Origin of the sequence: Streptomyces sp. NPDC012508 (assembly GCF_042902595.1) — a bacterium.
Taxonomy (GTDB): Bacteria; Actinomycetota; Actinomycetes; order Streptomycetales; family Streptomycetaceae; genus Streptomyces.
The window spans coordinates 140260-153123 of the sequence record NZ_JBIBEO010000003.1 but is presented as its reverse complement, the minus strand read 5'-3'; the positions used below and the strand labels follow the sequence as shown (position 1 = coordinate 153123).

The window sequence follows — 12864 nt, the reverse complement described above, 5'->3', positions numbered from 1 at the left end:
ACCGGGACCGGACGCCCGCGTGGCCCCCGGAGGGGGCATGGACCGGACGACCGCGTGGCCCCGGCGGGGGGGTAGCTCCGGCGGGGCGTGGCCCCGACGACCGCGTGCCCCGGCGCGCGTAAAGCGGACGACCGCGTAGCCCCCTGCGGGGCGTAGCCCGCACGACCGCGTCGACCTACGGGACGCGTTGCCCCGCCGGGCGCACGGACGCTGGCGGCGCACGGAGGCGGCGGGCGCATGGCCCGGCGAGCACGTCGACCGTACGGCGCGGGACCGGCCCGCAGCCCCGCGCCCGCCCGCAGCCCCGTACGCCTCCAACCCCGCCCTGCCCCGCCCCCCAAGGTAGGGAAATCCCCCCTCCATACACGCCCACCTCCCTCATGGTCCGGCGCGCGCCCGCGCGGAAACCTTGAGTCGTACTCCTCCACTCCCCCGAGCAGAAACGGACACCAGCGATGGCATCCCACCGCCTCCCCGCCGCGATCCGCGCGCCGTTCGAGGCCCGCACCTGGCGCGAGTTCGGCTATCTGGTGCTCGGGCTGCCGCTGAGCTGCGTCTACTTCGCCCTCTCCATCGCCCTGGTCTCGGCCGGCGCGGGGCTCCTCGTCACCTTCCTCGGCATCCCCGTCCTCGCGGGCGCCCTCGCCATGTGCCGCGGCTTCGGCGCCGTGGAGCGGGCCCGGGCCCGCGGGCTGCTGGATCTGGAGGTCGCGCCGCCCGAGCCCGCCCGGGGCCGTACCGGCGGGGCGATGTCGTGGATGGGCGCGACGCTGAAGAGCGGCGCGTCCTGGCGCCACCTCCTCTACGCGCTCCTGCACATGCCGTGGGCGATCTTCGCCTTCACGGTCGCGGTGACCTTCTGGGTGTCGGGCTGGACGCTGTTCACGTACCCGCTGTGGCAGTGGGTCTTCCCCATGTACGCCGGCCAGGACGGCATCCAGCTGTACGGCGACCGGACACACGCCTTCTATCTGGACTCGCCCTTCGAGATCGCCGTCACCAGCGCCGTCGGCCTGCTCGTCGTGCTCGCCGGGCCGTGGATCATCCGGTCGCTCGCCGCCGTGGACCGGCTGATGGTCTCCGGGCTGCTCGGCCCCTCCCGGCTCGCGACCCGCGTCACGGAGCTGGAGAGCGACCGGGGTGTGGTCGTCGACACCGCCGCCGCCGATCTGCGGCGGATCGAACGCGATCTGCACGACGGCGCGCAGGCCCGGCTCGTCGCCCTCGCCATGGATCTGGGGCTGGCGAAGGAGAAGCTGACCGAGGACCCGAAGGCGGCCGCGCGGATGGTCGAGGAGGCCCACGGCGAGGTGAAGACCGCGCTCCAGGAGCTGCGCGATCTGGCCCGGGGCATCCACCCGGCGGTCCTGACCGACCGCGGCCTGGACGCCGCGCTGTCGGCGGTCGCCGCGCGGTGCACCGTGCCGGTGTCCGTCGAGGTGGACCTCCCGGCCCGGCCCGTGCCGGCGATCGAGGGCATCGCGTACTTCACCGTGTCCGAGCTGCTCCAGAACGTGTCCAAGCACTCCGGGGCCCGGCGCGCGTGGGTCGACGTATGGCGGTCGGGCGACCGGCTGCTGCTCCAGGTACGGGACGACGGGCGGGGCGGCGCGGACACGACCGCGGGCCGGGGGCTCGCCGGGCTCACGGAGCGGCTGGACGCGGTCGACGGGATCCTGGCCGTGGACTCGCCGGCGGGTGGCCCGACGACGATCACGGCGGAACTTCCCTGGCGCGCGTAGTCCGGCCGGACCCCGGGCCCGCCGCGTCCCCCGCCCGGACCCGCATCCCTGCCCCGCGCAAAGATCAAGCCACCCATGACCACGTCATGGCCACGCCATGACACGCCCCTGACACTCCTGAACCCGACCCCGCCCCTTCGCGTCCCTCTTACTGCGATGCTGGGACGCATCGAACACCGGAACATGGGGGCTGCAAGTCGTGGAAGACGTGGCGGACAGGGTGCGCGTGGTCATCGCCGAGGATTCGGTGCTCCTCCGGGAGGGCCTGACCCGGCTGCTGACGGACCGGGGGCACGAGGTCGTCGCCGGGGTGGGCGACGGAGAGGCCCTGGTCAAGACCGTCGCCGGGCTCGCCGGCGAGGGCGAGCTGCCCGATGTGGTCGTGGCCGACGTACGGATGCCCCCGACCCACACGGACGAGGGCGTACGTGCGGCGGTGCAGCTGCGCAAGGAGTACCCCGGGGTCGGGGTCCTGGTCCTTTCGCAGTACGTGGAGGAGCAGTACGCCACCGAACTTCTGGCCGGATCCAGCCGGGGCGTGGGCTATCTCCTGAAGGACCGGGTCGCCGAGGTCCGCGAGTTCGTGGACGCCGTCGTCCGGGTGGCGCGGGGCGGTACGGCCCTGGACCCGGAGGTCGTCCAGCAGCTGCTGGGCCGGAGCCGTAAGCAGGACGTCCTCGCGAACCTGACCCCGCGCGAACGCGAGGTCCTGGGCCTGATGGCCGAGGGGCGAACGAACTCCGCGATCGCGAAGCAGCTGGTCGTGAGCGACGGCGCGGTGGAGAAGCACATCAGCAACATCTTCCTGAAGCTGGGCCTGTCCCCGAGTGAAGGCGATCATCGTCGGGTACTCGCGGTGTTGACCTATCTGAATTCCTGACAAGCTGACACTCTGTCAGATATCGGGGTTCGGGACCTACGACCGAAGAACGAGCGGAACGCGACTTTCCGGAAGGCTCTGGGGGGCGACAGAACGTGACGATTCATGGCAGACAGGCATCCCAAAACGAGGTCCAGGATGCGAGAAGTCCCGGGGAGGGCCACCTCACCGTCGTAGGGTGGGCCACGGGGACGGCCGGTTCGCCGACCGCCCCGCGAGCCTTCTCCCGCCTCTGGCGGAGAGACCCTTGCCGCGAGGGAGGTCCAGTTCAGTGACCAGCCAGGTCAGTAGCGAGGCCGGTGAGGCCCTGGTCGGGGAGCAGCGCAGCGCCGCCCCGACGGCGCCCCGCCACGGCGACGAGAAGGAAGTCCGCCGGCTCGATCGGGTGATCATCCGGTTCGCGGGTGATTCCGGTGACGGTATGCAGCTCACGGGTGACAGGTTCACCTCGGAGACGGCGTCGTTCGGGAACGATCTGTCGACGCTGCCGAACTTTCCCGCCGAGATCCGGGCGCCCGCGGGCACGCTGCCGGGTGTCTCCTCGTTCCAGCTGCATTTCGCCGATCACGACATCCTGACGCCGGGCGATGCGCCGAACGTGCTGGTCGCGATGAACCCTGCCGCGTTGAAGGCGAACATCGGGGATGTGCCGCGTGGCGGCGAGGTCATCGTGAACACGGACGAGTTCGCGAAGCGGGCGATGGCGAAGGTCGGCTACGACACCTCGCCGCTCGAGGACGGCTCGCTGGACGGCTACCGGGTGCATCCGGTGCCGTTGACGACGCTGACGATCGAGGCGCTGAAGGATTTCGGCCTGTCGCGCAAGGAGGCCGAGCGTTCGAAGAACATGTTCGCGCTCGGGCTGCTGTCGTGGATGTATCACCGGCCGACGGAGGGTACCGAGAGCTTCCTGCGGCAGAAGTTCGCATCGAGGCCGCAGATCGCCGAGGCGAACGTGGCCGCGTTCCGGGCGGGCTGGAACTTCGGCGAGACGACGGAGGACTTCGCCGTCTCCTACGAGGTCGCCCCGGCAACCCAGGCCTTCCCCGCCGGCACGTACCGCAACATTTCCGGGAACCTGGCCCTGTCCTACGGTCTGATCGCCGCCTCCCGTCAGGCGGATCTGCCGCTCTATCTGGGTTCGTATCCGATCACTCCGGCGTCGGACATCCTGCACGAGCTGTCGCGGCACAAGAATTTCGGTGTCCGTACCTTCCAGGCGGAGGACGAGATCGCCGGCATCGGCGCCGCACTCGGTGCGGCGTTCGGCGGCTCCCTCGCGGTGACCACCACCTCCGGGCCGGGTGTGGCGCTGAAGTCGGAGACGATCGGTCTGGCGGTGTCGTTGGAGCTGCCGCTGCTGATCGTGGACATCCAGCGTGGCGGGCCGTCGACCGGTCTGCCGACCAAGACCGAGCAGGCCGATCTGCTGCAGGCGATGTACGGGCGTAACGGTGAGGCCCCGGTGCCGGTGGTCGCGCCGCGGACGCCGGCGGACTGTTTCGACGCGGCGATCGAGGCGGCCCGGATCGCGCTCGCCTACCGCACCCCGGTCTTCCTGCTCTCCGACGGCTACCTCGCCAACGGCTCCGAACCCTGGCGGATCCCCGACATCGACGAACTGCCCGACCTGCGGGTCCAGTTCGCCACCGGCCCCAACCACCGGCTGGCCGACGGCACCGACGTGTTCTGGCCCTACAAACGCGACCCGCAGACCCTGGCCCGCCCCTGGGCCGTGCCCGGCACCCCGGGCCTGGAACACCGCATCGGCGGCATCGAGAAGCAGGACGGCACCGGCAACATCTCCTACGACCCGGCCAACCACGACCTCATGGTCCGCACCCGCCAGGCCAAGACCGACGGCATCACCGTCCCCGACCTCACCGTCGACGACCCCGACGGCGCGAAGACGCTGGTCCTCGGCTGGGGCTCCACATACGGGCCCATCACCGCCGCCGTGCGGCGGATCCGCCGGGAGCAGGGCGCGATCGCGCAGGCCCACCTGCGCCACCTCAACCCCTTCCCGAAGAACCTCGGCGAGATCCTGCACCGCTACGACACAGTGATCATCCCCGAGATGAACCTCGGCCAGCTCGCCACCCTCATCCGCGCCAGATATCTCATCGACGCCCGCTCGCACACCCAGGTCAACGGCATGCCGTTCAAGGCCGAGCAGCTCGCTTCGGCGCTCAAGGAGGCCATCGATGAGTGAGACGCTCCTGAACCTCGTGCCCAAAGCCGACGCCGCCCAGTCGATGAAGGACTTCAAGTCCGACCAGGAAGTGCGGTGGTGCCCCGGCTGCGGTGATTACGCCGTCCTCGCCGCCGTCCAGGGCTTCATGCCCGAACTCGGCCTCGCCCGCGAGAACATCGTCTTCGTCTCCGGCATCGGCTGCTCCTCCCGCTTCCCGTACTACATGAACACCTACGGGATGCACTCCATCCACGGCCGCGCCCCCGCCATCGCCACCGGCCTGGCCACCAGCCGCCGCGACCTGTCCGTCTGGGTCGTCACCGGCGACGGCGACGCCCTGTCCATCGGCGGCAACCACCTCATCCACGCCCTGCGCCGCAACGTCAACCTCAAGATCCTGCTCTTCAACAACCGGATCTACGGACTCACCAAGGGCCAGTACAGCCCCACCTCCGAGGTCGGCAAGATCACCAAATCGACCCCGATGGGCTCCCTCGACGCCCCCTTCAACCCCGTCTCCCTCGCCCTCGGTGCCGAAGCCTCCTTCGTCGCCCGCACCGTCGACTCCGACCGCAAACACCTCACCGAAGTCCTCCGCCAGGCCGCCGACCACCCCGGCACCGCCCTCGTGGAGATCTACCAGAACTGCAACATCTTCAACGACGGCGCCTTCGAAGCCCTCAAAGACAGGGACCAGGCACAAGAAGCCGTGATCCGCCTCGAACACGGACAGCCCATCCGCTTCGGCACCGGCCAGGACAAGGGAGTCGTACGGGACCCGGCCACCGGCGAGCTGAAGGTCGTCACCGTCACCCCCGACAACGAGAGCACGATCCTCGTCCACGACGCCCACGCGGCCTCGCCGACCACCGCGTTCGCGCTCTCCCGCCTCGCCGACCCCGACACCCTCCACCAGACCCCCATCGGCGTCTTCCGCTCCGTGAAACGCCCGGTCTACGACACACTCATGGCCGACCAACTCGACACGGCCATCGAACAGCACGGCAAGGGCGACCTGGGGCAGCTCCTCGCGGGGAACGACACCTGGACCGTCGTCGGCTGACGCAGGAATGACGGGTGAGGGGCGCGGCCGCGCGAAGGGCCGCGCCCCTCACCCCTTCTTCCGGCGCTTCTTCTCCTCGTCCGACGCCTTCTCGAACTGCCCGAGGTAGTGCGGGACGCCCTGCTCGATCCGGTACAGGAACAGTTCTTTGTTGTACTGGAACATCATCACGTTCTGTTCCTCGAAGCCGTACTTCTTCGCGAGGCCCTGGAACGAGAACGTCCGCATCGCCCCCCGCACGGCGACCCGCGTGATCGCCAGCTTCTGGTTCGACACCAGATCCGTCATCCGCTCGGCCACGCCCGTGACCACGTCGTACGCCTCCACCGCGAACCGCTCGACCGGCGCCGTGGCCGCCAGGCCCCAGCGCGTGCGGTAGGCGGCCGTGAACTCCTTGGCCGCGGGCACGAGCGCCGGATCGACGTAGGTGGTGCCGAAGTACCAGCCCTCGGCCGCCTCCGGGCCCGCGGCCGTGAGGAACTCCGGTGCCAGCGCGTACTCGACGCCTCCGCGCAGACCGTCGTAGCCCTGCTGCTTCAGCGCCTTGGCGCACAGTCCGGCGCGGCGCGGGGAGACGCCGGCGTAGAGCACGGCGTCGGGCCGGGCGGCGACGACCTCACGCACCACGGCACTGAAGTCCTCCTCGTCCGCGGCGATCTGATGGACTGTCACGGGTGCGCCGATCGCACTCATGGTGCTGCGTGTGGAGTTGGCCGTGCGCCAGGCGTAGTCGCCCGCAGCCCGGTCCTGCACGACGGCCGTCCGCTTGGCCCCACGTACGAGGGCGATGCTGGTGAAGGGCAGTTGCAGCATGTCGTGGTGGACGCGCAGCTCGCGGTAGACGGGGTTGACGTTCGGAAAGGTCAGGTCGCCCTGGTCGATGCCGACGGCGACGGTCGCGAGGACCAGCATGCTCGCGTGGTACGTGGTGGCGGCGGCGACCACCGTCTCGCGGGTCGTGGGGCCGATCACGGCCACGACGGCCGTGTCGTTCGCGAACTCCCGTGCCACGGTGCCCGCCCGGGGCGGGTGGCCCTCGTCGTCCCGTACCTTCACGGCCAGATCGAAGGGGCGGTCCGGACGGGCGTTGAAGGTCTCGACGGCCAGCCTCGCCCCGCGCTCCTGGGCGCGTCCGTCCGCCGCGCGGGGGCCGCTCAGATCGGTCTGGATACCGATCGCGTACGTGGGCAGGGACGCGGGCGGCCCGCCGGTCGCCGGGCTCGCGGGCGCCCGGTTCACGAGCCAGGCCGTCAGCCCGCCGGCCCCGGCGACGGCTGCCGCGGACCCGAGTGCCAGGAAGCGGCGCCGGGACGGCGAGGTGCGGGCCGGTTGTGCGGAGGGCACCACGACCGTCGGCTCGGCCACGGGCAGGTCCAGGACCCGTGCGGAGCGTTCGGCGATCAGCGCGGGCAGCCCGGGCGGCAGCCAGTCGCCCGCCGGCCCCTCGGCGGACCCCAGCCGCGCCCGTACCTCCACGGCCGTCGGCCGGTCCGCGGGGTCCTTGGCGAGACACGCGGTGACCAGCGGCAGCAGCGCCTCGGGTACGCCGTCGAGGTCGGGCTCCTCGTGGACCGTGCGGTACACGACCGCGGCCACCCCGCCCGTACCGAAGGGGCGTCGCCCGGTCGTCGCGTACGCGAGCACGCACCCCAGCGAGAAGACGTCGCTCGGCGGGCCGACCGCGCCCGCACCGGCGGCGCGGGCCTGCTCGGGGGCGAGGAAGCCGGGTGTGCCGATCATCGCGTCGGTGGCGGTGAGGGCGGTGGCCCCGGCCGACCGGGCGATGCCGAAGTCGATCAGGCGCGGGCCGTCGAGGGCGAGGAGGACGTTGCCCGGTTTGACGTCCCGGTGCACGAGTCCGGCCTCGTGCATGTCCGCGAGCGCGTCGGCGAGCCGGGCGCCCAGGGCCCGTACGCTCGCTTCGGGCAGGGCGCCGTGGAGGCCGACGGCCTCGGCGAGTGAGGGTCCCGGCACGAACTCGGTGGCGAGCCAGGGCTCCCGGGCCTCAGGATCGGAGCCGAGGACCCGGACCACCCAGCGGCCGGTGATCCGCTCGGCGACGAGCGCCTCCCGCCGGAACCGCTCGCGGAAACCGGGGTCGGCGGCGTGCTCGGCCAGGATCAGCTTGAGCGCGGCGAGCGCGCCGCCGGCGGACCGGGCGAGGTAGACCACGCCCATGCCGCCGGCGCCGAGCCGGCCGAGCAGGCGGTATCCGGCGATCGCCGAGGGATCGGCGGGACGGAGGGGCCTCATGTCTCAGACCTGTCTGTTCTTCGGCGGCCCGGCGGGGGCGAACTCCAGGGGCTTGTACCGGCCGTTCTCGGCGGCGTACATGAACGTGCCGACCGCCGTCAGGTGCCCGTCCTCGGGATCGAAGACGTAGTCGCCCATGGCGCCGGTGTACTTCGCCTTGCGCAGCAGGGACGCGAGCGCCGTGCGGTCGGGGCGCTTCCCGCCCTTGGCCGCCTTCTCCACCTCCTGGACCAGGAGGTTGACCATGTCGAAGTACTCGCCCGTGTAGAAGGCGGGCGTCGCGCCGTACCGCTTGCGGTGCGCGGCGATGAGGGCGGACGCCTCCTTGCGGGTCGAGGGGTCGACGACCGGCGCGCCGATGATCCAGCCCTCCGCCGCCTCCCCCGCCTCCGCGAGGAAGCGCGGCTCGAAGACGTGCTGGCCGGTGATCCTCATGCCGGTGAAGCCGAGTTCGTCGAGCGCACGGGCGGCGAGGACCGCGCTCGGGGTGAGGCCGCAGTGGACGTACGCGTCCATGCCCTCCGCCATCATGGAGCCGAGCACCCGCTTGTAGTCGGTGGTGGGACCGGGGACGACACGGGGAACGGGGACGACCTTCCCCTGCCGGAAGCCGAAGTTCGCGCCACCGATGTACTGCCAGGCGTAGGTGTCGTCGGTCCGTTCCTGCAGGATGCCCGGCCGGACGCTCCGGGTCTTCGTCAGGACGTAGTAGGCGAGGCACATGCCCGCGAAGGCGTGGTGCGGACAGGCCTGCACCATCGAGAGCCCCTGGCCGCCTGCCTGGTTGACCAGCATGTTCAGCCCGGCGGAGACCGTGATCACGGGCAGGAGGGCCTCGTCGTACGCGGGGAGGGCGGCGAGGCCCGTGTAGTCGGAGGTGGGCCCGATGACACCGAGGACGTCGGGGTCGCCGGTGAGGACGCGGGCGGCGGCCAGGGCCTTGTTCTTGTCGCCGCCGTCGTCGGAGACCTTGAGTTCGAGGGTGAAGGGCTTGTTCTCCCGGGCGTTGAACTGCTCGACCGCGAGCCGGGCACCGCGTTCCTGCGCGCGGCCGATGGCTTTGGCAGGGCCGGTCAGATCGGCGTGGACGCCGATGACCCAGCGGCGCTTCTTCGGTCCGGGGGCGGCCTTCCGGTCCTTGTCGTCGTCCCGGAGCGCGGCCCAGGCCGCGATGCCGCCTCCGGCGGCGAGTACGGCGCCGCCTGAGGCCAGGAGCAGGAACTTCCGTCGGCTGCTCGCCGGTTGCGCATCCCTGTCCGATGCGCCGAGCTGCGTGGACTCGATCTCGGGCAGGGCGAGCATGGCGGCGGAGCGCTCGGCGATGGTCCGTACGACGGGGGCGGGCAGCCAGTCGTTCCCGGCGCCCGGGGCGTCCTCCGTGAGCCGGTCCGCGATCTCCTCGGCGGTGGGCCGCCGGGCCGGATCCTTGGCGAGGCAGGCGCGCAGGAGGCCCAGGAGCCCGTCGGGTACGCCGGCGAGGTCGGGCTCGTCGTGGACCGTGCGGTACAGCAGGGCGTCGACCGCCCCCGTGCCGAAGGGCGGGCGGCCGGTCGCCGCGTGGGCGAGGAGGCAGCCGAGCGCGAAGACGTCGCTGGGCGGGCCGATCTCGGCGGCGCGGGCCTCGGCCTGTTCGGGCGCGAGGAAGCCGGGGGTGCCGACGACCATGTCGGTGGAGGTGAGCGCGGTCTCCCCGGTGGTCCGGGCGATGCCGAAGTCGATCAGACGCGGGCCGTCGACGGCGAGGAGGACGTTGCCGGGTTTGACGTCCCGGTGGACGAGTCCGGCCTCGTGCACGGCGGCCAGCGCGCGGGCCAGCGCGCCGCCGAGGATCCGCACGCTCCGCTCCGGCAGCGGCCCGTGCGCGGCGACGGCCTCGCCGAGGGAGGGTCCGGGGACGAAGGCGGTCGCCATCCACGGCTCCGGGGCGTCCGGGTCGGCGCCCGTCACGGGGACGGCCCAGGGGCTGGCGACCCGGCGGGCGGCCTCGACCTCGCGGCGGAAGCGGGCGCGGAAGTCGGCCTGGTCGGCCTGGTCGGCGTGGGTGACCTTCACGGCGGCGAGTTCGCCGTTGCCGGTACGGCCGAGGTAGACCACGCCCATGCCGCCGGCGCCGAGCCGGCCGAGCAGCCGGTATCCGGCGATCGCCGACGGGTCGGAGGTCCGGAGCGGCTGAACGGCCGCGGGCCGGGGAGCCGACGCGCGAGCCGAGGGCCGGGGCTGGTGAGCAACGGGCTGGGGCTCGGGAGCCGAGGGCTGGGGCTGGTGAGCCGCGGGCGCGGGCTCGGAGGCCGAGGGCTGAGGGTCGGGAGACGAGGGCTCGGGCTGGGGATCGGGTGCGGGGCTCATGACTGGACCTCCAGCTCGTCCTCGGCGCGCCCGACCATGGCGACAAGGGCCTGGACCTGAGCGCTGTCGACGTCCTTGGCGACATGACCGGGAGCGCCCTTGACGACCGCGGCGACGGTGACCTGTCCCACGCGGGACTGGTACCAGGAGTACGTCTGCTCGCCCCGGACCGCGTCGTTGACGTACGTCCCCGCCTCCCTCAGCGAGTCCACGGCGGTGAAGTTGCCCCCGACGCCGAAGGGGCTGCCGAGGGACATCAGTCCGCTGATCCGCTCCCCGTCGCGCAGTCGCTGGTCGGGGCAGCGGAGCGCCTCCTCCAGCGTCTCGGCCATCTCCCAGTCGGCGTCCGTCTCGGTGCGGTGCACGGTGACGGTCGCCGAGACCCGAAGCGTCCCCTTGCCGTCCTGGGCGGGGACCTCGCTGTAGGCGGTGACGCTGTGGAGCACGGTCCGCGGGCGGGCTCCGGTCTCCCAGGTGCACTGCGCGGAGAGGACCGGCCAGTAGTCGTCGGCGCTGAGGTGCGGGGTGCGTTTCACGTAGTCCGCTCCCCAGGATTCGGGGCCCGCGACGATCGCGAGGGCGAGCCGCTTGGCCTCGGCCTCGTTCTTGGGGGCCCGCTTCGGGTCCGCGGTGAAGCCGAGCTTCGTGGGCGTCGGCTGGGGTGTCGGCGTGGGCTGCGCGGTCGCGGTTCCGGACGCCCCCGAGGACGTACTCCCCTTGTCGTCGGAGCGTGTGCCGTCGTCGCCCGCATCGGAGCAGCCCGTCAGGATCATGCCGCACGCGAGCAAGCCCCCGCAGACGCGCAGCACTCTTCGGTACCCGTATGTCACGTATCCCCCACGCACGTTCACACTTGCCCCGAGTGGTGAGCAGATCGTACGACGCGCCGGCACCAACTCGCCCCGTTTACAACATCATTGAGGCGAACCCGTGGCCTTCTCGCGACGTGCCGCGTCATACCGGGCGCGGGACTCCTGGACCGCCGGGACCCGGGCGTCGGTCCAGCGGGCCAGCTCCCAGACCCGGCCGGCGGCCTCTTCGCCGAGCTCGGTGAGGCTGTAGTCGACGCGGGGCGGGATGACCGGCTTGGCGTCGCGGTGGACGAAGCCGTCGCGCTCCAGCGTCTGGAGCGTCTGCGTCAGCATCTTCTCGCTGACCCCGCCGACCTGTCGGCGCAGCTCACTGAAGCGGTACGAACGCTCCCGCAGCGCGATCAGGATCAGGACGCCCCACCGGCTGGTGACGTGCTCCAGGACGAGCCGCGACGGGCACATCGCGCCGTCGACGTCGGCGAGCAGACTCTTCGGATCACTTACTCCCATGCCAGTACCTTACTTCAAAGTGGGTACTTTCTCTTGGTTAGCGCACGCCGTACGGTGAGTGCATTGCCCACCGCACCCCACGGGAGAAGGAACCCCCCATGAGCATCGTCGTCACCGGAGCCACCGGACAGCTCGGCCGTCTCGTCATCGACGAGCTCCTCGCCCGGGTCCCCGCCGAGTCCGTCGTCGCCGTCGTCCGCGACAAGGCGAAGGCCGCCGACCTCGCCGAGCGCGGTGTCGAGCTGCGGATCGCCGACTACAGCAGGCCGGAGACCCTCGCGGGGGCGTTCGAGCGGGGCGACCGCGTCCTGCTCATCTCCGGCAGCGAGGTCGGGCAGCGCGTGGCCCAGCACGCCGCCGTGATCGACGCGGCCAAGGCCGCGGGCGTAGCCCAGCTCGCGTACACCGGCGTCCTCGGCGGGCCGGAGGCCGACTTCGACCTGGCCGCCGAGCACAAGGCCACGGAGACGCTGATCCTCGACTCGGGTCTGCCGTACACGTTCCTGCGCAACGGCTGGTACACCGAGAACTACACCGCGAACCTCGCCCCCGTCCTCGCCCACGGCGCCGTCGTCGCCAACGCCGGCGAGGGCCGCGTCGCCTCCGCCACGCGCGCCGACTACGCCGCCGCGGCCGCCGCCGTCCTGACCGGGCCGGCCGAGGAGCACGTGAGCAGGGCGTACGAGCTGAGCGGCGACGTCGCCTGGTCGCTGGCCGAGTACGCGGCCGAGGTCGCCCGCCAGACCGGCAGGGAGATCGCGTACAGCAACGTCCCGGCCGAGACGCACGAGGCGATCCTGACCGGCGCCGGTGTCCCGGCGGGCTTGGCCGCGATCCTCGTGGACGTCGACGAGGCCATCGGGCGCGGGGCGCTCGCCCGACGGACCGGTGACCTGTCCCGCCTCATCGGCCGTCCGACCACCCCGCTCGCCGAGACGGTCGCGAAGGCCCTCGCGTAAGGCCTGGAAACCCCCGCCGAGGGCCCCGCACCGACCTCGCCCGAGCCTCGCCCGAGCCCTCACCCGAGCCCTCGCTCGAAAGTCATGACCGTATCGCGGTACGGA

General features: G+C 71.9%; 9 protein-coding genes. 5 read left to right on the top strand and 4 right to left on the bottom strand.

Annotated features, from left to right (window positions below; all coding sequences use genetic code 11):
* The first annotated feature begins 455 nt into the window (after positions 1-455).
* The 4 genes from ACFY8U_RS11015 to ACFY8U_RS11000 all read left to right on the top strand — a co-directional run bounded on the left by ACFY8U_RS11015 (position 456) and on the right by ACFY8U_RS11000 (position 5879).
* Positions 456-1742: a sensor histidine kinase gene (locus ACFY8U_RS11015; RefSeq protein ID WP_389568592.1), complete on the top strand. Its 1287-nt coding sequence runs from the start codon at positions 456-458 to the stop codon at positions 1740-1742.
* A gap of 220 nt (positions 1743-1962) precedes the next feature.
* Entirely contained in the window at positions 1963-2622 is a 660-nt protein-coding gene (locus ACFY8U_RS11010; RefSeq protein WP_361445409.1) for a response regulator transcription factor, read from the top strand.
* A 271-nt stretch (positions 2623-2893) separates the two neighbouring features.
* Positions 2894-4834, top strand: a complete 1941-nt coding sequence (locus tag ACFY8U_RS11005) for a 2-oxoacid:acceptor oxidoreductase subunit alpha (RefSeq protein ID WP_389568590.1) — start codon at positions 2894-2896, stop codon at positions 4832-4834.
* Positions 4827-5879, top strand: a complete 1053-nt coding sequence (locus ACFY8U_RS11000) for a 2-oxoacid:ferredoxin oxidoreductase subunit beta (RefSeq protein WP_389568587.1) — start codon at positions 4827-4829, stop codon at positions 5877-5879. Before ACFY8U_RS11005 ends, ACFY8U_RS11000 begins: the two co-directional genes overlap by 8 nt.
* A gap of 48 nt (positions 5880-5927) precedes the next feature.
* Here ACFY8U_RS11000 and ACFY8U_RS10995 read toward each other — a convergent pair whose 3' ends face one another.
* The 4 genes from ACFY8U_RS10995 to ACFY8U_RS10980 all read right to left on the bottom strand — a co-directional run bounded on the left by ACFY8U_RS10995 (position 5928) and on the right by ACFY8U_RS10980 (position 11800).
* Positions 5928-8132 (bottom strand): bifunctional serine/threonine-protein kinase/ABC transporter substrate-binding protein, encoded by a 2205-nt coding sequence (locus tag ACFY8U_RS10995; protein ID WP_389568584.1) that lies wholly within the window; start codon positions 8130-8132, stop codon positions 5928-5930.
* A gap of 3 nt (positions 8133-8135) precedes the next feature.
* Positions 8136-10478 (bottom strand): ABC transporter substrate-binding protein, encoded by a 2343-nt coding sequence (locus tag ACFY8U_RS10990; protein ID WP_389568582.1) that lies wholly within the window; start codon positions 10476-10478, stop codon positions 8136-8138.
* Positions 10475-11308 carry a hypothetical protein gene (locus ACFY8U_RS10985; RefSeq protein WP_389568580.1) on the bottom strand — a complete coding sequence of 278 codons (834 nt, stop codon included), beginning with the start codon at positions 11306-11308 and terminating at the stop codon, positions 10475-10477. Before ACFY8U_RS10985 ends, ACFY8U_RS10990 begins: the two co-directional genes overlap by 4 nt.
* Positions 11309-11392: 84 nt before the next feature.
* Complete coding sequence (locus ACFY8U_RS10980) at positions 11393-11800, bottom strand: helix-turn-helix domain-containing protein (RefSeq protein WP_361598393.1); 408 nt, start codon at positions 11798-11800, stop codon at positions 11393-11395.
* A gap of 98 nt (positions 11801-11898) precedes the next feature.
* Here ACFY8U_RS10980 and ACFY8U_RS10975 point away from each other — a divergent pair, with 98 nt between their 5' ends.
* Positions 11899-12759 (top strand): NAD(P)H-binding protein, encoded by an 861-nt coding sequence (locus ACFY8U_RS10975; protein ID WP_389568577.1) that lies wholly within the window; start codon positions 11899-11901, stop codon positions 12757-12759.
* Positions 12760-12864 lie beyond the last annotated feature (105 nt).

Excerpts from the sequence above, each read along its gene's own strand:
- ACFY8U_RS11015 (WP_389568592.1), top strand. The coding sequence starts at position 456 with ATGGCATCCCACCGCCTCCCCGCCGCGATCCGCGCGCCGTTCGAGGCC.
- ACFY8U_RS11000 (WP_389568587.1), top strand. The coding sequence starts at position 4,827 with ATGAGTGAGACGCTCCTGAACCTCGTGCCCAAAGCCGACGCCGCCCAG.
- ACFY8U_RS10995 (WP_389568584.1), bottom strand. The coding sequence starts at position 8,132 with ATGAGGCCCCTCCGTCCCGCCGATCCCTCGGCGATCGCCGGATACCGC.
- ACFY8U_RS10990 (WP_389568582.1), bottom strand. The coding sequence starts at position 10,478 with ATGAGCCCCGCACCCGATCCCCAGCCCGAGCCCTCGTCTCCCGACCCT.
- ACFY8U_RS10980 (WP_361598393.1), bottom strand. The coding sequence starts at position 11,800 with ATGGGAGTAAGTGATCCGAAGAGTCTGCTCGCCGACGTCGACGGCGCG.
- ACFY8U_RS10975 (WP_389568577.1), top strand. The coding sequence starts at position 11,899 with ATGAGCATCGTCGTCACCGGAGCCACCGGACAGCTCGGCCGTCTCGTC.